An 18,698-nucleotide genomic window follows, 5' to 3' on the forward strand; every position below is an offset into this window, starting at 1 on the left:
TTACGCTTTCCTCCTTCAGAGTCAAACACTTTTTTCAGCGTTTTTCTCCGGCGGGGTGAATCGCTTCACGCCCTGCTGAGCCGTCTGCGTTGCCGCTTTGCCGTCTCAGTGGTGGCGCATTATAGGGAGTTAATTCTGGCTGACAAGGGTTTATTGCAAAAAAATGATCGTTCGGCCTAAATTTCACCACTACGCGTTATTTTGCGGCAATTTGCCTGGTAACTGTGCGAAATCCTGGGCAAAACGCGTGACTTTCTCCCAGTCGGTGTATTCAACTTCCTTCGATGTATCCGTTTCGCCGCCGGTCATACGCATAATGAACTGAATCATGATGCGATCGAACCAGCGATAGCGTGGATAGCGCAGCGCACCGGCAAACACCGCACAGCGATCCGGTTGCCACGGTGACTGCGCCAGGAATTTACGCGTATAGGCATTGGTTTCCGGCGTGCACTTATCGGCTTTGCGCGCAGTAAGATTGACGCTGAAAAAGCCGCTGACGCGCTGCTGCAGTGCCGCCTTATATTGCGTGACGAATTTCATCAGCTCGGGCTGGAAGTGACCATAGCGAATCGAGGCGCCAATCAGCACGCGATCATACTGTGCCCACTCCACCTGCGATGCCTGCGCCAGATCCAGCACATCACACAGCTGCTGCGGTGTCAGCGTGCGGGCAATACGCGCCGCGATTTCACGGGTTTGCCCGTCACGGCTGGAATAAAGAATTAACGCTTTCATCACTCATTCCTGTTTTATTATTCGCGCCAGAAGGTGGGCGTGAACAGCACCAGCAGCGTGAACACTTCAAGGCGTCCAAACAGCATGGTGGAGATTAAAATCCACTTGGCGACATCATTCATCGACGTGAAGTTATCTGCCACCACACCCAGACCCGGGCCAAGGTTATTCAGCGTTGCCGCCACCGCGGCGAAGGCCGAGAAGTCATCCACACCGGTGGCGATAATCGCCAGCATGCTGACCAGAAACACCAGCGCGTAAGCCGAGAAAAAGCCCCACACCGCTTCGAGAATACGTTCCGGCAGCGCACGGTTCCCCAGTTTAATGGTATAGACCGCATTGGGATGCACCAGGCGTTTCAGTTCGCGCGACCCCTGCTTGCACAGCAGCAGAATACGAATCACCTTCAGGCCACCGCCAGTCGAACCCGCCATACCGCCGATAAAGGCTGAACACAGCAGCAGCACCGGCAGGAACAGCGGCCAGCGCGCAATACTGTCGGTGGTAAAGCCCGCCGTCGTCGCCATCGATACCACCTGGAAAAACGCCTGATTGAGGGTTTGCCAGCCGCTGGAATAGACATTATGGAACCACAGCACCAGGGTACAAATCAGCACCAGCGTCAGCTGCACGCCAATGAACATGCGGAATTCCGGATCGCGCCAGTAGACTTTCAGGTTTCGCCCGCTGAGCAACGAGAAGTGCAGGCCGTAGTTACAGCCGGAGATCAGCAGGAAAATCGCCACGATGGTATTAATGGTCGGGCTATTGAAGTAGCCGATGCTGGCATCATGGGTAGAAAAACCGCCGATGGCGATGGTCGAGAAGCTGTGGCCGATAGCATCAAACATCGGCATGCCCGCCAGCCACAGCGCCAGCGCACAGGCCACCGTCAGCAGCACATAAATCAGCCACAGGGTTTTCGCCGTTTCGGCAATGCGCGGGCGCATTTTGTTATCTTTCAGCGGTCCCGGCATCTCGGCGCGATACAGCTGCATACCGCCGACGCCAAGAATCGGCAGAATGGCCACCGCCAGCACAATGATCCCCATACCGCCAAGCCACTGCAGCATCTGACGATAGAACAGAATCGCTTTCGGCAGCGAGTCGAGCCCCACCAACGTGGTGGCTCCGGTGGTGGTTAAGCCCGAGAAGGATTCGAAGAAGGCGTCGGTCACTGACAGATGTGGCTGCTCGGCGAAGATAAACGGCATTGCCCCCACGCTGCCCAGTACGGTCCAGAACAGCACCACAATCAGAAAGCCTTCACGCGGTTTCAGCTCACTTTTTTGTTTGCGGTTGGGCCACCACAGCAGCGAACCGATGACGATCGCCATCATAAACGTCTGACTGAACGCGCGCCCGGCACCGTCGCGATAAATCAGGGCCACTAAGCCTGGCAGGATCATGGTTACCGAGAACAGAATCACCAGCAGGCCCACGATGCGGGTAATGGCGCGAAAATGCATTCAGCCGTTTCCTTTAAACAGATGCGGTTAGTTGTCCAGCGGGATCAGCGCCAAAGCGCCCCGGCTGTAATCAGAAAGGTTTTGCCTGAAGCCATCAATCTGCGGATGGGGCAACGCCAGACGTAGCGTAATGCGATCCTGATAATGGCTCTGTTCAATGCTGCCGTCAAAACGCTGCAGCAGGCGCTCTATATCGCTCAGCTGCGCATAGTCACACTGCAGGGTGAAACATTGCATCGGCACTTTACGCTGGCGCGCCAGCAGCTTCAGCCCCTGCTGCACGCCGCCACCGTAGGCTTTCACCAGCCCGCCGGTGCCCAGCATGATACCGCCATAATAGCGCACCACCACGGCGGTGATCTCGCCCACGCCGCTGCCCATCAGCTGCGCCAGCATCGGCTTACCGGCCGTGCCGGAGGGTTCGCCATCGTCAGAAAACCCCAGCTGTTGTGAATCATCGGGCGCGCCCGCCACCCAGGCCCAGCAGTGATGCCGCGCGGTCGGGTGTTCGTGCTTTACCTGCTGCACAAAGGCGCGCGCAGCGGCCACCCCATCGGTATGCGCCAGCAGGGTAATAAAGCGGCTCTTTTTGATGGTCTCCTCGCTGAGACTGACGGCCTCAGCGGGAATGTCGTAAGCGTCCATCAGGCCAGATGCAAGTCACGCGTCATGTTTTCGATGCGGCTGGCGTGTATCACCACATTATCCTCGATACGAATGCCCCCGTACGGCTTCAGGGCATCAATCGCCTGCCAGTCAAAGTGCTGACTGAACTTACCGCTGCGCAGCGGCGCCAGCAGTGAATCGATAATATAGAAGCCCGGTTCAATGGTCAGCACCATGCCCGGCTGCAGCACCCGCGTACAGCGCAGATAAGGATACTGCGATGGCGCCGCCAGATGCGTGCCGCTGTCGTCCTGCATAAACCCGGCAACGTCGTGCACCTGCAGGCCCAGCGGATGGCCGAGGCCGTGCGGCATAAACGGCCCGGTGAGGTTTTCCGCCACCAGCGTCTCTTCGCTCAGCCCCTGCACCAGTTCAAACTTCAGCAGCAGACGCGCGATACGCTGATGCATTTGCAGATGGTAATCGGTATAGCGCACGCCGGCTTTCAGCGTGGCGATCAGCGCCAGCTCTTCTTTATTCATCGCAGCAACCATTTCCGCGTAGCGCGTTTTGCTCTGCGCCGCGTAACTGCGCGTCAGGTCTGCCGCATAGCCAAGATACTCTGCGCCGGCATCTATCAGGAAGCTGTGACGTTTCGCCGGCGGCTGATGGTCAAGCCGGGTGTAGTGCAGCACCGCAGCATGTTCATTCAGCGCGATGATATTGCCATACGGTACATCAATGTCACGGTGGCCGGTGGCGGTCAGATAGGCAAGATTGATATCAAACTCGCTCATGCCGGAGAAGAACGCCTCTTTCGCTGCGCGATGGCCAGCCACCGCCAGCTTCTGCGCTTCGCGCATACAGGCCAGCTCGTAATCGGTTTTGATGCTGCGATGATAATGCAGTAAGTCGATCACGCCCTGAGGATTGATCCCCTCGCTGCGGATGCCCAGCTGGGTGGCGCGGGACGGTACCGGCCCGATATAGGCCACATTGTCGCGCTGTGCCGGCAACAGCTGAGCGATATCGTCAGCGTTTTTCAGGCCGATGACCTCAACATCCTGGGTCCAGAAGCTGTCCGGCAGTGGCTCGACGTTGTGCCAGTAATCGACCGGCGAGTAGAACCACAGTTTGGGTTTATTCACGCCATCGATCCACAGCCAGCAGTTGGGCACCTGGGTCACTGGTACCCAGGCTTTAAACTGGGGATTCACCTTAAACGGATAGTCATGATCGTCAAGAAATACGGTCAGCAACTCGCCTGAATGAATCAGCATGGCGTCCAGCTTAAAGCGCGCCAGCACCTGTTGCGCACGCTGCTGCAGCGTTGAGATATGCGCGTGATACAGGGTTTTCAGTGAATCCATGGACTTGTCTCCGATGTCGCGAAAGTGGCGGCAGTGTAGCACAGCCGCGCGGGGGATGCCGTGCTGCGCGCGCTGTGATCGCCGTATCAAATAAGCAAACTCTCGTTTGCAAAAAATTAACATGACACCCACACTCCTGATCATCTGGTATGACCAGATCACCTTTCGCGTTTCAGGAGACGGACATGCTCTACCAAGGCGATACCCTTTCAGTGCACTGGCTTGACGATGGCATCGCCGAGCTGGTTTTTGATGCGCCCGGTTCGGTGAACAAACTTGATACCAAAACCGTCGCCGCCTTAGGCGAGGCGCTGAGCGTACTGGAGCAGCAAAGCACGCTGCGCGGCCTGCTGCTCTCTTCCGCCAAACCGGCGTTTATTGTCGGGGCGGATATCACAGAATTCCTGTCACTGTTTGATGCGCCCGCTGAGCAGCTCAGCCAGTGGCTGACATTTGCCAACAGCATCTTTAATCGTCTGGAAGATTTGCCGGTGCCGACGATCGCCGCCATTGACGGCTACGCACTGGGCGGAGGCTGCGAGTGTGTGCTGGCGACCGACTTCCGCGTGGCCACGCCCACCGCGCGCATTGGCCTGCCGGAAACCAAACTCGGCATTATGCCGGGCTTCGGCGGCAGCGTGCGTCTGCCGCGCCTGCTCGGTGCCGACAGCGCGCTGGAGATCATCGCCGCCGGTAAAGATATTGATGGCCCGGGCGCGCTGAAGCTCGGTCTGGTGGATGCGGTGGTCAGCAGCGAGAAGCTGCGCAGCGCGGCGCTGACCATGCTGCAGGATGCCATAGCCCAGGGCAGCTGGCAGGCGCGTCGCGCGCCGAAGCTGGCACCGCTTAAGCTCAGCCCGATTGAAGCTGCGATGAGTTTTACCCTCGCCAAAAGCATGGTGCAGCAAACCGCCGGTAAACACTATCCAGCGCCGATCGCCGCGGTGCGAACCATCGAAGCGGCAGCGGGCTTAGGTCGTGATGATGCGCTGAAGCTGGAAACCGCTGCCTTTGTGCCGCTGGCGCAGAGCGATGTGGCACGTGCGCTGGTCGGCATCTTCCTCAATGACCAGTACGTAAAAGGCCTGGCGAAGAAACACAGCAGCGCGGCCGGCACGCCAGAGCAGGCGGCGGTACTGGGCGCAGGCATCATGGGCGGCGGCATCGCCTGGCAGTCGGCCTGGAAAGGCGTGCCGGTGAAGATGAAAGATATTAATCCGCAGGCGCTGACGCTGGGCATGAATGAAGCCAGCAAGCTGCTTAATAAGCAGCTGGAGCGCGGCAAAATCGACGGCACGAAGCTGGCGAGCGTGCTGGCGAGCATTCAGCCGACGCTGGATTACAGCGGCTTTGATCGCGCCGATGTGGTGGTCGAAGCGGTGGTCGAGAACCCGCAAATCAAAGCTAAAGTGCTGGCTGAAACCGAGCAGCAGCTGCGGGATGATGCCGTGCTGGCCTCGAATACCTCCACCATTCCAATCAGCCAGCTGGCGCAGGCACTGCAGCGTCCGCAAAATTTCTGCGGCATGCACTTCTTTAATCCGGTGCCGCGTATGCCGCTGGTCGAAGTGATTCGCGGTACGCAAACCTCTGAAGCCACCATCAGCAAAGTGGTGGCGTGGGCCAGCAAGATGGGCAAAACACCGATTGTGGTGAATGACTGTCCCGGCTTCTTTGTGAACCGCGTGCTGTTCCCCTACTTTGCCGCCTTCAGCCTGCTACTGCGCGACGGCGCGGACTTCCGCCAGATCGATAAAGTGATGGAGAAGCAGTTTGGCTGGCCGATGGGGCCGGCGTGGCTGCTGGACGTGGTGGGCATTGATACCGCGCATCATGCGCAACAGGTGATGGCGCAGGGCTTCCCGTCGCGGATGCAGAAAGATTACCGCGATGCCATTGATGTGCTGTTTGAAGCCAAACGCTACGGCCAGAAAAATGGCCAGGGCTTTTACCGCTGGGAACAGGACAAAAAAGGCAAAGCGCAGAAGCGCGCCGATGCAGATGTCGATGCGCTGCTGGAGCCGGTATGTGAACCGAAGCGGGTATTCAGCGATGAAGAGATCGCCAACCGCATGATGCTGCCGATGCTCAACGAAGTGGTGCGCTGCCTCGAAGAAAACATCATCGCTTCCCCCGCCGAGGCGGATATGGCGCTGGTGTATGGCTTAGGCTTCCCGCCGTTCCGCGGTGGCGCGTTCCGCTATATGGACACGCTGGGCATCAGCAATGTCGTCGATCAGGCTAAACGCTACCTCGCGCTCGGCCCGCTGTACGCGCTGCCTGAGCTGCTGGTTCAGAAAGCCCACCAGCATCAGAGCTGGTATCCCGTCGCTCAACCGATTGACGCAGCGGCGCTGCAAACTGCCTGAGGTAATGAACATGGAAAACGTAGTGATTGTTGATGCCGTGCGCACGCCGATGGGCCGTTCCAAAGGCGGCGCCTTTCGCCAGGTGCGCGCCGAGGATCTCTCCGCCCATCTGATGCGCGAACTCCTCAGCCGCAATCCGGCCGTCGATGCCGCCGCGCTGGATGACATTATCTGGGGCTGCGTGCAGCAGACACTGGAACAGGGCTTTAATATCGCCCGCAACGCCGCGCTGCTGGCGGAGATCCCGCATCGCGTGCCGGCCAGCACCGTCAATCGCCTGTGCGGCTCGTCCATGCAGGCGCTGCACGATGCGGCGCGCGCAATTATGGTCGGCGATGCCCACAGCTGTCTGATTGGCGGCGTGGAACATATGGGCCACGTACCGATGAACCACGGCGTGGATTTTCATCCTGGCCTGGGGCGCACCGTGGCGAAAGCGGCGGGTATGATGGGGCTGACCGCCGAGATGCTGGCGCGCATGCACCACATCAGCCGTGAACAGCAGGACGCCTTCGCGCTGCGTTCACACCAGCGCGCTGCGGCCGCCACTCAGCGCGGTGATTTCAAACGCGAAATCGTGCCGACCTACGGCCACGATGCCGATGGCGTGCTGAAACGCTATGACAGCGATGAAGTGATTCGCGAGGACACCAGCCTTGAAGGCTTAGCCGCGCTGCGTCCGGCGTTCGATCCGGTCAACGGCACGGTCACCGCCGGCAGTTCGTCGGCGCTGTCCGACGGCGCGGCCGCCATGCTGATCATGAGCGAAAGCCGGGCGCGCGAACTGGGGCTGTCGCCGCGCGCACGCATCCGCAGCATGGCGGTGGTTGGCTGCGATCCGTCGATCATGGGTTACGGTCCGGTACCGGCCAGTAAGCTGGCGCTGAAGCGCGCCGGGCTGAGCGTGCAGGATATCGATCTGTTCGAGCTCAATGAAGCCTTCGCCGCGCAGACGCTGCCGTGCCTGAAAGATTTAGGGCTGCTGGAGCAGCTGGATGAGAAAGTGAACCTTAACGGCGGCGCAATCGCACTCGGGCATCCGCTGGGATGTTCCGGCGCGCGTATCAGCACGACGTTGCTGAATCTGATGGAGCGTCGCGATGCACAGTTTGGTCTGGCAACCATGTGCATTGGCTTAGGCCAGGGCATCGCGACGGTATTTGAACGGGTTTAATACGTTGACCACTACACTTGCACGTGTTCCCGCCCAACCGGGCGGGCTTTTTTTTGCAGCGGCACGTGCATGCGCACCGCGTCACACATCAGATAAAGGCAAACGCATCGCCATACATCTGCGCTTCTAACGCACCACGTTCGGCACAGAAGCGCTCGCGGGCAATTTTTGCCATCTCAAACCGGCCAGCAATGTAGATATCGTGACCGCTCAGGCTGGCATAATCCTGCATCACCGCAGTCAGCACCGTGCCGCTGCGCCCCTGCCAGTCCTCTGCCGGCTGCTCCACCACTGGAATCACTTTCAGGTTCGGATGCTTCACCGCCAGCGCATTGAGTTCATCCAGATCGTACAGATGTCTCAGCTCGCGGCCGCCCCAGTAGATAGCGATATCGCGATCCGGCTGCTGCGCCAGCGCGGTCAGCAAAATCGAACGCGCATAGGAGAAGCCGGTGCCGCCGGCAATCAGCACAATCGGCCGCGCGCTGTCTTCACGCAGCCAGGCGTCGCCGTGCGGCATATCCACGGTGATCTGCCGATCGTTTTTGATGCGATCCATCACCGCCATGGCGTACAGGTTCAGCTCTGAGGCACCAATGTGCAGCTCAATGATGTCCTTTTCCATTGGCGTCGATGCCAGCGAAAACGGGCGCTTGTCGCGCTCATCCATCACCACCATCAGATACTGGCCGGCGCGGAAGCTAAAATCCGCCGCCGGAATTAACCGCACGCGGTAAACCGTGTCCGTAATTGCTTCAACCGAAGTCACTTTGCAGCTTAACGTCGTCATAGGTGCCCTTTTTTATGGTTCTCAGCCGCCATCAGCGCTGCGGCGGCTCGGCAAAGATCGCTAACTCATCCCAGATTGCATCAATACGCGCCGTAACCGCAGGATCTTTCACAATCGGCGTCCCCCATTCACGCTGGGTTTCACCCGGCCACTTGTTGGTGGCATCCAGTCCCATCTTCGAGCCAAGTCCGGAAACCGGCGAAGCGAAGTCGAGATAGTCAATCGGCGTGTTTTCTACCAGTACCGTATCACGCGCCGGATCCATCCGCGTGGTGATGGCCCAAATCACGTCGTTCCAGTCACGCGCGTTGACGTCATCGTCACACACAATCACAAACTTGGTGTACATAAACTGGCGCAGGAACGACCACACGCCGAACATCACGCGCTTGGCGTGACCGGCATACTGTTTTTTAATCGTCACTACCGCGAGGCGATAAGAGCAGCCTTCCGGCGGCAGATAGAAATCCACAATCTCCGGGAACTGTTTGATCAGAATCGGCACCAGCACTTCGTTCAGCGCCACGCCCAGTACCGCGGGCTCATCCGGCGGACGGCCGGTGTAGGTGGAGTGGTAAATCGGGTTGCGCCGCTGGGTCACGTGCGTCACGGTAAACACCGGGAAGCTGTCTACTTCATTGTAGTAGCCGGTGTGATCGCCGTACGGCCCTTCCGGCGCCATGTCACCCGGTTCGATGTAGCCTTCCAGCACGATTTCGGCGCTGGCCGGCACTTCCAGATCGTTCGAGACGCACTTCACCACCTCGGTTTTGTTGCCGCGCAGCAGACCGGCAAACGCATATTCCGATAGCGTATCCGGCACTGGCGTCACCGCGCCAAGAATGGTGGCCGGATCGGCGCCCAGCGCCACCGCTACCGGGAAGCGTTCACCGGGATGTGCTTTGCACCACTCCTGGAAATCCAGCGCGCCACCGCGATGCGACAGCCAGCGCATAATCACCCGATTTTTACCAATCACCTGCTGACGATAAATGCCGAGATTCTGCCGCTCTTTATGCGGTCCACGCGAGACGGTTAAACCCCAGGTGATCAGTGGGGCCGCATCGCCCGGCCAGCATTTCATGACCGGGATGCGTGCCAGGTCGACCTCGTCACCGCTGAAAATCTCTTCCTGACACGGCGCATTACGCAGCCGTTTGGTCGGCATGTTCAGCACCTGTTTGAACTGCGGCATCTTATCGAACAGATCGCGGAACCCCTTAGGCGGCTCCGGCTCTTTCAGAAACGCCAGCAGCTTACCCACTTCGCGCAGCGCGCTGACCTCTTCCTGGCCCATACCCATTGCCACGCGCTTCGGCGTGCCAAACAGGTTGCACAGCACCGGCATGCTGTAGCCCTTCGGGTTTTCGAACAGCAGCGCCGGGCCACCGGCCCGCAGCGTGCGGTCGGCGATTTCGGTCATCTCGAGGACAGGATCGATCTCCTGAGTGATGCGCTTTAACTCGCCGCGCTGTTCCAGCAGCGCGAGAAAGTCTCGTAAATCCTGATATTTCATGCGGCGTTAGTCTTCCGGCCAGAGTGAAGCGTCATTATAAGTTTGTTCACGCCAGCGTGTTTGAGTTTCTGCGTCAGGCGGGCTGACAGGAAAACGGCACCAGCGACTGCAGGGCCAGCACATCGTGATAAGCGGCAATCGCTTCACCTTGACGGAACACTTTGAAATCTTCACCGCGCGCGCTGTAGTAGCGCAGACGGTTCTCACTGACGTGCAGGAAGCTGGCTTCACGCAGCGCAATCACCGACTCCTGCGGATTCACCGCGCAGAATTCGGCCAGACGCTCATCACGGGTTTCGCCCATATGGCCGCTGACATGCGCATCAAGATAGTGAGGATTGATTTGCACCGGGAACAGCCCCAGCGCAGGCAGCACCACGCTGCTGCGTACCGGCATATCATTGGTGGTGCGAATCGACGGTGTCGCCACGTTGCAGCCCGCGCTCCAGCCAACGTAAGGGACGTCGCGCTCGCGCACTGCGCGCTGAATCGCCACGATCAGCCCCTGCTCGTGCAGCATCTGGTTCAGCAACCAGGTATTGCCGCCACTTACCAGAATCAGCTCCGCCTGCTCAATGGCCGCAACCGGTGTCTCGAACTCGTGTACCGTGCGCACCGGAATGCCCAGTGACTGAGACAACGCCTGCGCACGCTGGGCGTGATCGTCACGAATAATGGCGTAGGGCACCAGCACCGCCGAAGTGATACCGCGCTGGGCAATCATCGCGTGCAGCTGCGGATGCGCATAGCTCAGCAGCGGCGCATCGTCGGCCACTTTGCCATTGCTCAGTAAAAACAGTTCCATCAGCCCGTCCTTTTTCTTCGTCTAATGGGTTGGCAGTCTGATACAGATGATCGCCAGACGTCAATTTTCTTGCTGAAAAGCGTTAGTTCGCCGCACCAATCGGAAAATTCGTAGAGATTTTTCTTGTGTGACCGGGTTTCCGGCCGCCGATGCGCTATAACTCTGACAACAGGTTTGTTATTCTTAGCGTCCATTATTTGGGAGCAGTTATGGAATCCTGGTACTTACTCTATTGCAAACGTGGTCAGCTGTTGCGCGCGAAGGAGCATCTTGAGCGGCAGGAGGTGAATTGCCTCAGCCCGATGATCGCTCTGGAGAAGATTGTGCGCGGCAAACGCACCACCGTGAGTGAGCCGCTGTTTCCCAACTATCTGTTTATCGAATTCGATCCGGAAGCGATTCACACCACCACCATCAGCAGCACGCGCGGCGTCAGCCACTTTGTGCGCTTTGGCGCCATGCCCGCGACGGTGCCGTATGAAGTGATCGAAGCGCTGCAAACCGATGCGCCGCAGATCCTGCTGGATCCGGAAACGCCGCAGGTCGGTGATGAAGTGCTGATCACCGACGGCACCTTTGAAGGGCTGCGCGCTATCTTTGCCGAGCCCGATGGTGAAACCCGCTCAATCCTGCTGCTTAACCTGCTGAATAAACAGGTGATGCGCAGCGTGGACAACAAGCAGTTCCGTAAGGTTTAAGCCAGTCTGAATAGCTGACGCGCATTGTGGTCGACGCGTGCCGCCAGTGCGTCTGGCTGTTCACCACGCCAGTGCGCCACCTGCTGAACGATATGCGGCAGAAAGCAGGGTTCGTTACGGCGCGAGGTCGGACGCGGACGCATATCGCGCGGCAGCAGATAGGGCGCGTCCGTCTCCAGCAGCAGACGATCTGCCGGAATCAGCGGCAGCATGTCACGCAGCGCCATTCCGCGCCGTTCATCGCACACCCAGCCGGTAATGCCCACCGATAACCCCAGCGCCAGGCAGGCTTCCAGCTCGTCACGCGTGCCGGTAAAACAGTGCACCACCGCGCCCACCAGTTTCGGCAGCCACGGCTGCAGCACCGCCAGAAAACGTTCATGTGCCTCACGACAGTGTAAAAACACCGGCAGCTGCAGTTCCGCCGCCAGCTGGAGCTGCGCATCAAACGCGTACTCCTGCTGCTCGTGCGCGGAAAGGTTCCGGTTGAAGTCGAGCCCGCATTCACCAATCGCGACCACCTGCTCGCTGTCAGCCAGGCGGCGCAGCGTACTGGCGGTTTCCGCCGACCACTCGCTGGCATGATGCGGGTGCACGCCGGCGGTCGACCAGCAGTAGCCCGCGTGCCGGGTCGCCAGCTGACGCGCCTGCTGGCTCTCCAGGGCATTGGTGCCGGTGATTAACAGGCCGGTGACGCCTGCTTCGCGCGCGCGTTTTACCACCTGATCGCGATCTTTTGCGAATTGCGTGCTGGTCAGGTTTACACCGATATCAAACATGTTTGCTCCCCATTCCGTCTTAAAGCGACGGATAGAAAAACCGCCCGGCAGGCGGGCGGTTAAGATTCATCATCACCCCATCAGCGGGATGCCCTGCATAAAAGACATCAGGCGTCGGGGTTCTGTTCCTCATCGTCTGCCGCCTGACGTCCTTTACCCACATAGTAGCGGGAGAAGAATACGCCGACTTCAAACAGGCAGTACATCGGAATAGCGAGCAAAGTTTGCGAGAAAACGTCCGGCGGTGTGAGCAACATCCCAACCACAAACGCGCCGACCAGAATATACGGCCGCTTCTTTTTCAGATCGTCCGGGCTGGTAATGCCGGTCCAGCACAGCAGCACGATGGCAATCGGCACCTCAAACGCCACGCCAAACGCCATGAACAGCGTCATGACAAAGTCGAGGTAGTTGGTGATGTCCGTGGCGATGGTGACGCCCTGCGGCGCGGTTTTGGCGAAGAAGCCAAATGCCAGCGGGAATACAATGAAGTAGGCAAAGGCCACGCCGACATAAAATAGCAGCGTACTGGAGAACAGCAGCGGCATCACCAGGCGGCGCTCATGGCGATACAGCGCGGGGGCGACAAACGCCCAGACCTGATAAAGAATCACCGGCACCGCAAGAAACACCGACACAATGATGGTCAGTTTGATCGGCGTAAAGAACGGTGAGGCCACGTCGGTGGCGATCATGCTGGCGCCGGCGGGCATCTGGCTAATCAGCGGCGCTGCCACCGCGTGATAGATGTCGTTGGCGAAGTAAACCAGACACAGGAAGATAACAAACACCGCGATGATGCAGTTCAGCAGACGCTTGCGTAGCTCAATCAGGTGGCTGATGAGCGGTTGGGTATCTTCAACGGCCATGTTTATCGTTCATCTTTTACGGGAGGAGTGGTCGTGGTCGCAGGCGCGACGGAATCGGTGTGGCTGGTGGCTGGTGCAGGCTGCGGCGCCTGCGCCGGGGCGCTGGCCTGATGTGCCGCGCTGGCCGGCGTCACAACGCTGTGCGGCTCTGCGGGCTGCGGTGCGGCAGCGGACTGTGGCGCGGCAGCGGGCGGCTGATGAATGGTGTTGGCTTCATCTTCCGCTTTTTCGATATCGATGCTTTGCTGCACCGAGCGCTTCATGGAGTCCGCGGTTTTACGCAGCTCTTCCATGGATTGCTTCAGCTCCGGCGACAGCGTGCCGCGTCCTGCCTCTTCGACCTTTTTCAGGCTGTCCTGCAGCTCCTGCAGTTTCAGCTCCTGGGCCAGTTCGTTCTGCACATTAGCAGCCAGCGAGCGAATGGCCCGGATCCAGCCAACAACGGTTTTCACCGCAACCGGTAAGCGCTGCGGGCCCAGTACAATCAGCCCGATCACGAACACCAATACCAGTTCACTAAAACCAATATCGAACACAGTTTTACCTTACTTGTCCCGGGCGTCGTCTTTGCTCGCCGGGTTGTGCTGTTTGTCTGCCAGTTTGGCGTTAAAGTCAGCGTCCTGCTCTTTCGGTTGATCCTTTTTCTCGTCTTCATCGCCCATGGCTTTTTTGAAGCCACGAATGGAAGAGCCTAAATCCGAACCCAGGTTACGAAGCTTATTGGTACCGAACAGAAGTACAACAATGACGGCAATGATTAACAATTGCCAAATACTGATACCGCCCATGAGATATGCCTCTAATATTCTGTGAAAAACGGTTAACTGTAACGCACAGAAAGTCCGTTTTTACCCGGACTTAAGCCTGCGACATTACGCGATTTGCACCAGGCAGACAATCAGTTTGTCTTGCGCCAGCCGATGAGCCAGGTGACGATGCCGGCGGCCATTAACAGTGCCGGGAAGAAGTCCCAGTCAGGCCGGCTCAACAGCACCGCGGTGCCACTTAATAACAGTGTAGCCCCGACGCCAAACAGATAACGTGCCTGATGATGCCGGGTGCGCTGCGCGTTTAAATCGGTGACGAGTTTATCGACACTGTGCTGCAATAACTTGTGCTGGCGCATACTGTCGTAAAAAAGCTCCGGCAGCTCCGGCAGTTTCTCCGCCCAGAACGGCGCCTTCTCTTTCACCGCCCGCAGGATGGCCGGAATGCCAATCTGATCCTTAATCCAGTCCTCCAGGAACGGCTTGGCGGTTTTCCACAGATCGAGCTGCGGATAGAGCTGACGGCCGATGCCCTCGATGTACAGCAGGGTCTTCTGCAGCAGCACCAGCTGCGGCTGCACTTCCATATTGAAACGGCGCGCGGTGTTGAACAGATTGAGCAGCACGTGACCAAAGGAGATTTCCGCCAGCGGCTTTTCGAAAATCGGCTCGCACACGGTGCGAATCGCGAACTCAAAATCTTCCACGTTGGTATCCGGCGGTACCCAGCCCGAGTCGACATGCAGCTCGGCCACTTTGCGGTAGTCGCGGTTGAAGAAGGCGATGAAATTTTCCGCCAGGTAGCGCTTATCTTCTTTGTTCAGCGAGCCAACGATGCCGCAGTCAATGCCGATATACTGCGGATCTTCCGGATGCTCGTAGCTGACGAAGATGTTGCCGGGATGCATATCGGCGTGGAAGAAGCTGTCGCGGAACACCTGGGTGAAGAACACCTGCACGCCGCGTTCGGCCAGCAGCTTCATGTTGACGCCGTGCTGCTCCAGCGTGGCAACGTCGGAGATAGGAATGCCGTAAATGCGCTCCATTACCAGCATCGTTTCGCTGCAGTAGTCGGAGAACACTTCCGGCACGTACAGCATGCGGCTCTGGTCGAAGTTGCGGCGCAGCTGAATCGCATTGGCAGCTTCACGCAGCAGATTGAGTTCATCAATCAGCGTTTTTTCGTAGTCGCGCACCACTTCCATCGGACGCAGACGGCGACCGTCCGGCAGCAGACGTGGCACCCAGCGCGCCAGGCGGTAAATCAGCTTCATGTCAGCTTTGATCACCGGCAGGATATCCGGGCGAATCACTTTGATCACCACTTCGCGGCCGTTGGATTTCAGCGTCGCGGTATGCACCTGGGCGATCGAAGCCGATGCCAGCGGTTTGATATCGAAGTCGTCGAACCAGGTTTCCACCGGGCCGCCAATCGAACGCTCAATCTGCGCTTTGGCTTTCACGCCGTCGAACGGCGCCACGCGGTCCTGCAAAATCGCCAGCTCATCGGCAATTTTCGGCGGGAACAGGTCGCGGCGCGTCGAGAGCATCTGACCGAACTTGATCCAAACCGGACCGAGCTGCTCCATGGCGAGACGCAGACGGATGCCCATCTCGGCTTCTTTGTGCCGGTTGGGGATCCAGAAAACACAGCGCCGCCACAGCCGCAGCGGCAGCGTAATGCGCATATGCGGAATAAGTTCATCCAGCCCGTAGGTCAGAAAAACTTTGATAATGAAGTATAAGCGCCGAATTTCTCCCAGCGTCATTTCGCCTCCAGCTGTGCCAAACGCGCCTCAAACGCATTAAGCGCACGTTCCATCGCTTCTACCTCCTCACAAAACCACGCCTGCTCCAGCGCCCCCGGTGCCACGCGCCACTCTTCGGTCAGCACCTGCCCCAGATAATCCTGACGGCGGGTGACCTGCTGTCTGAGCTGGGCCAGCGCACGCTGAGCGGCCTGGCTGATGCCCTGTGCCGCGATGTCGCCCACCCACGGCGCGAGATATTCCGCCGGGTCGAGTTCAGCCAGATCCATCAGCGCGGAGAATTGCTGTACCACCTGCAGATCGCCTTCCACGTCCAGCTCACCGCTGCGAATCAGGCTGGTCAGCTGCTGACGATCGCGCAGCTTAGGCAGCGTGCTGAAACGCAGGCTGACGCTGCAGTCGCTGCGGTCCTGCCAGTCACTCAGCACATCCAGCTGGTTTTCACTGAACACCAGCACCAGCGGAAAATCCAGCTCCTGCAGGCGCAGCAGCAGGACTTTGCCGGCCAGACGCTGGCGTGCGGTTTTCAGGCTGCGATCGCGGTACAACACACGGTTCAGGGCGGTCTCAAGACCGCCGGTGATGAGAGGGGTAAAAGTCATGATTAATCAGAACTTAAAGCCACGATGCAGCGCCACAATGCCGCCGGTCATGTTGTAGTAGCTGGTATTTTCAAAGCCAGCGTCGTTCATCATCGCCTTCAGGGTTTCCTGATCCGGATGCATACGAATCGACTCCGCCAGGTAGCGATAGCTCTCCGCGTCTTTTGCCACCAGCTGGCCGATGCGCGGCAGAATGTGGAAAGAGTAAGTGTCGTAGGCTTTGCTCAGCGGATCGAAAACCGGTTTAGAGAACTCCAGCACCAGCAGACGGCCGCCCGGCTTGAGCACGCGGAACATCGACGCCAGCGCCTTCTCTTTTTCGGTCACGTTACGCAGGCCGAAGGAGATGGTGATGCAGTCGAAGTAGTTATCCGGGAACGGCAGCGCTTCTGCGTTAGCCTGCACGTAGCTGACGTTGCCGGTTACGCCGAGATTGCGCAGCTTTTCGCGTCCCATCTTCAGCATTGAGCTGTTGATGTCCGCCAGCACCACCTGACCGGTTTCACCGACCAGGCGCGAGAATTTTGCCGTCAGATCGCCGGTACCGCCGGCCAGATCCAGGACGCGCTGACCGCGGCGCACGCCGCTGCTGTCGATGGTAAAACGCTTCCAGACGCGATGGATGCCGAACGACATCAGATCGTTCATCAGGTCATATTTCGCCGCGACGGAGTGAAACACGTCCGCGACTTTATCGGCCTTTTCACTTTTGGCGACGGTCTGAAAGCCAAAATGGGTAGTTTCCTGCTGTGATTCATCTGCCATCGGTTTTACCTGTTCCACAAACAATACTTCCCGAAGTGTATCAGAGTCGGGCGATCCGAGCACGCCACCGGCGTGTTATTCGTTGATGCGGCGCAGGGATGCGGCGGAAGAATCTGCCGCATTTTCAGCGGGCTCGCTATCATCGTCCCATGTATCATCCGCCGCGTCGGGCTGCGCCTGCTCTGCCAGCTGGGGGTTGATGGGCCGTTTGATCTCTACGCCAAGCGCACGAAACGACTCGCTCTGGGCGATCAGGTTGCCGCGCCCCTGCGCCAGCTTTTTCATCGCCAGCTGATAACTCTGCTGCGCTTTGTCGAGGCTATGCCCGATGCCGCTCATGTCATCGACAAACAGCCGCATCTTGTCGTACAAGCGCGCAGCGCGGTCGGCGATGCGCTGGGCATTACGGCTCTGATGCTCATAGCGCCACAGATTATTAATGGTGCGCAGCGCCACCAGCAGCGTGGTCGGGCTGACCAGCATAATGTTTTGCTGCAGCGCTTCGCTGATCAGCTCCGGCTGACGGTCGATCGCCAGCAGAAACGCCGGTTCGACCGGAATAAACATCAGCACATAATCCAGCGAGCGTAAACCGGGCAATTGTTGATAATCTTTACGCCCCAGCAGCCGGATATGGCCGCGCACCGCGTTGATGTGCTCCTGAATCGCCTGTTCGCGCGTCAGCTCATCGTCGGCGTTGAAGTAGCGCTCATAGGCAATCAGCGTCATTTTGGCGTCAATTACCACATCTTTACCCTGCGGCAGACGCACAATCACATCCGGTTGCATACGGCCCTGCTGCTCCAGCTGTACGCTGACCTGAGTCTGGTACTCGTAGCCTTCGCGCAGGCCTGAGGCCTCCAGCACCCGGCTGAGCACCACTTCGCCCCAGTTGCCCTGAATTTTATTGTCGCCCTTCAGCGCTTTGGTGAGGTTGATCGCTTCCTGCGCCATCTGCGCGTTGAGCTGCTGCAGCTGACGAATCTCGTGCGCCAGCGTGTGGCGTTCACGCGCTTCCTGGCCGAAGCTGTCGTTGACCTGGCGGCGGAAGCCGTCCAGCTGTTCGCGCAGCGGGCCGATCAGGCTGTTGAGGCTCTGCCGGTTCTGCTCGTCGACGCGTTTTCCGCTATTTTCGAAGATTCGGTTGGCGAGGTTTTCAAACTGCGCACTCAGGCGCTGTTCGCTGTTGGTCAGCAGACGCTGCTTCTCCTCAGCGGCGAAACGCGTCTCTTCTAATCGAATGGTGACTTCCCGCAGTTCGGCTTCCTGCGCGCTGTTAACTTCCAGCTGATTACGCAGCTCGCGGCTGAGCTGTTCACTCTCGGCCCGCCAGTAATCCAGCTGCTGCAGGCGCTCCTGCGCGCCGCTTAGCGTGCCGTGTAGCTGGCGCAGCTCCTGTTCGCGCTGCTGCAGTTGCTGTTGCAGCTGTTCCAGCTGCTGCTGCTGACGCTGCTGCGCCTGTTCCAGCAGGCGGCGTTCGGTGGTGAAGCTGGCGTGCTGATGGCCGGCGCGCAGCTGGGCAATAATCCAGCCAATACCCAAACCGGCCAGCGCCAGCGCGCCGCTGATGATAAGTTGCTGATCCATAATCCCCCCGCGGATCGTCTCGCTG

At 58.7% G+C, this 18,698-nt stretch carries 19 protein-coding genes; 4 read left to right on the forward strand and 15 right to left on the reverse strand.

Annotated features, from left to right (window positions below; translation table 11 throughout):
- On the forward strand, window positions 1-180 hold a 180-nt coding region (locus C1Y43_RS24165; protein ID WP_211077186.1), incomplete at its 5' end, for a hypothetical protein.
- Between the two features lie 9 nt (window positions 181-189).
- On the opposite strand, the gene hemG is transcribed toward C1Y43_RS24165, so the two are convergent.
- The 4 genes from hemG to pepQ are packed head-to-tail and all read right to left on the reverse strand — an operon-like array spanning window position 190 to window position 4,183.
- The gene (gene hemG, locus C1Y43_RS18445; RefSeq protein ID WP_104189179.1) at window positions 190-738 is read right to left on the reverse strand and encodes a menaquinone-dependent protoporphyrinogen IX dehydrogenase; all 549 of its coding nucleotides are present in this window, start codon (window positions 736-738) and stop codon (window positions 190-192) included.
- 17 nt (window positions 739-755) lie between these two features.
- Entirely contained in the window at window positions 756-2,207 is a 1,452-nt protein-coding gene (trkH, locus tag C1Y43_RS18450) for a Trk system potassium transporter TrkH (protein ID WP_021506935.1), read from the reverse strand.
- 27 nt (window positions 2,208-2,234) lie between these two features.
- Window positions 2,235-2,852 (reverse strand): IMPACT family protein, encoded by a 618-nt coding sequence (locus C1Y43_RS18455; RefSeq protein WP_058758129.1) that lies wholly within the window; start codon window positions 2,850-2,852, stop codon window positions 2,235-2,237.
- Window positions 2,852-4,183, reverse strand: a complete 1,332-nt coding sequence (gene pepQ, locus C1Y43_RS18460) for a Xaa-Pro dipeptidase (RefSeq protein WP_104189181.1) — start codon at window positions 4,181-4,183, stop codon at window positions 2,852-2,854. The genes C1Y43_RS18455 and pepQ overlap by 1 nt, the downstream gene beginning before the upstream one ends.
- 185 nt (window positions 4,184-4,368) lie before the next feature.
- Here pepQ and fadB point away from each other — a divergent pair, with 185 nt between their 5' ends.
- Together fadB and fadA are read left to right on the forward strand one after the other, a co-directional pair.
- Window positions 4,369-6,552, forward strand: a complete 2,184-nt coding sequence (fadB, locus tag C1Y43_RS18465; protein ID WP_104189183.1) for a fatty acid oxidation complex subunit alpha FadB — start codon at window positions 4,369-4,371, stop codon at window positions 6,550-6,552.
- Window positions 6,553-6,562: 10 nt separating this feature from the next.
- Window positions 6,563-7,726, forward strand: a complete 1,164-nt coding sequence (fadA, locus tag C1Y43_RS18470; RefSeq protein ID WP_031279606.1) for an acetyl-CoA C-acyltransferase FadA — start codon at window positions 6,563-6,565, stop codon at window positions 7,724-7,726.
- 88 nt (window positions 7,727-7,814) lie between these two features.
- Here fadA and fre read toward each other — a convergent pair whose 3' ends face one another.
- The 3 genes from fre to pepE form a co-directional block, all read right to left on the reverse strand.
- A complete protein-coding gene (gene fre, locus C1Y43_RS18475; RefSeq protein WP_021506940.1) occupies window positions 7,815-8,516 on the reverse strand; it encodes an NAD(P)H-flavin reductase in 702 nt (233 codons plus the stop codon).
- Between the two features lie 31 nt (window positions 8,517-8,547).
- On the reverse strand, window positions 8,548-10,032 hold the full coding sequence (ubiD, locus tag C1Y43_RS18480; RefSeq protein WP_021506941.1) for a 4-hydroxy-3-polyprenylbenzoate decarboxylase: 1,485 nt from the start codon (window positions 10,030-10,032) through the stop codon (window positions 8,548-8,550).
- A 73-nt stretch (window positions 10,033-10,105) separates the two neighbouring features.
- A complete protein-coding gene (gene pepE / locus C1Y43_RS18485) occupies window positions 10,106-10,837 on the reverse strand; it encodes a dipeptidase PepE (RefSeq protein ID WP_104189185.1) in 732 nt (243 codons plus the stop codon).
- Window positions 10,838-11,046: 209 nt separating this feature from the next.
- On the opposite strand from pepE, the gene rfaH reads away from it, so the two are divergent.
- The gene (gene rfaH / locus C1Y43_RS18490) at window positions 11,047-11,535 is read left to right on the forward strand and encodes a transcription/translation regulatory transformer protein RfaH (protein ID WP_031279607.1); all 489 of its coding nucleotides are present in this window, start codon (window positions 11,047-11,049) and stop codon (window positions 11,533-11,535) included.
- On the opposite strand, the gene tatD is transcribed toward rfaH, so the two are convergent.
- The 8 genes from tatD to rmuC form a co-directional block, all read right to left on the reverse strand.
- On the reverse strand, window positions 11,532-12,314 hold the full coding sequence (tatD, locus tag C1Y43_RS18495) for a 3'-5' ssDNA/RNA exonuclease TatD (RefSeq protein WP_058758125.1): 783 nt from the start codon (window positions 12,312-12,314) through the stop codon (window positions 11,532-11,534). The two genes, rfaH and tatD, sit on opposite strands and share 4 nt — an antisense overlap.
- A gap of 107 nt (window positions 12,315-12,421) precedes the next feature.
- Complete coding sequence (gene tatC, locus C1Y43_RS18500; RefSeq protein ID WP_021506945.1) at window positions 12,422-13,183, reverse strand: Sec-independent protein translocase subunit TatC; 762 nt, start codon at window positions 13,181-13,183, stop codon at window positions 12,422-12,424.
- Between the two features lie 2 nt (window positions 13,184-13,185).
- Complete coding sequence (gene tatB / locus C1Y43_RS18505) at window positions 13,186-13,719, reverse strand: Sec-independent protein translocase protein TatB (RefSeq protein ID WP_104189187.1); 534 nt, start codon at window positions 13,717-13,719, stop codon at window positions 13,186-13,188.
- A 9-nt stretch (window positions 13,720-13,728) separates the two neighbouring features.
- Entirely contained in the window at window positions 13,729-13,971 is a 243-nt protein-coding gene (gene tatA / locus C1Y43_RS18510) for a twin-arginine translocase TatA/TatE family subunit (protein ID WP_104189189.1), read from the reverse strand.
- Between the two features lie 110 nt (window positions 13,972-14,081).
- Window positions 14,082-15,719: a ubiquinone biosynthesis regulatory protein kinase UbiB gene (gene ubiB / locus C1Y43_RS18515; protein WP_021506947.1), complete on the reverse strand. Its 1,638-nt coding sequence runs from the start codon at window positions 15,717-15,719 to the stop codon at window positions 14,082-14,084.
- Window positions 15,716-16,321 (reverse strand): SCP2 domain-containing protein, encoded by a 606-nt coding sequence (locus C1Y43_RS18520; protein ID WP_058758122.1) that lies wholly within the window; start codon window positions 16,319-16,321, stop codon window positions 15,716-15,718. Before C1Y43_RS18520 ends, ubiB begins: the two co-directional genes overlap by 4 nt.
- Window positions 16,322-16,327: 6 nt before the next feature.
- A complete protein-coding gene (gene ubiE / locus C1Y43_RS18525; RefSeq protein WP_021506949.1) occupies window positions 16,328-17,086 on the reverse strand; it encodes a bifunctional demethylmenaquinone methyltransferase/2-methoxy-6-polyprenyl-1,4-benzoquinol methylase UbiE in 759 nt (252 codons plus the stop codon).
- A 75-nt stretch (window positions 17,087-17,161) separates the two neighbouring features.
- A complete protein-coding gene (rmuC, locus tag C1Y43_RS18530) occupies window positions 17,162-18,673 on the reverse strand; it encodes a DNA recombination protein RmuC (RefSeq protein ID WP_104189190.1) in 1,512 nt (503 codons plus the stop codon).
- Window positions 18,674-18,698: the final 25 nt, after the last annotated feature.

It is taken from the genome of Pantoea sp. ICBG 828, from assembly GCF_002928355.1.
In the GTDB taxonomy this organism is placed as follows: domain Bacteria; phylum Pseudomonadota; class Gammaproteobacteria; order Enterobacterales; family Enterobacteriaceae; genus Pantoea; species Pantoea dispersa.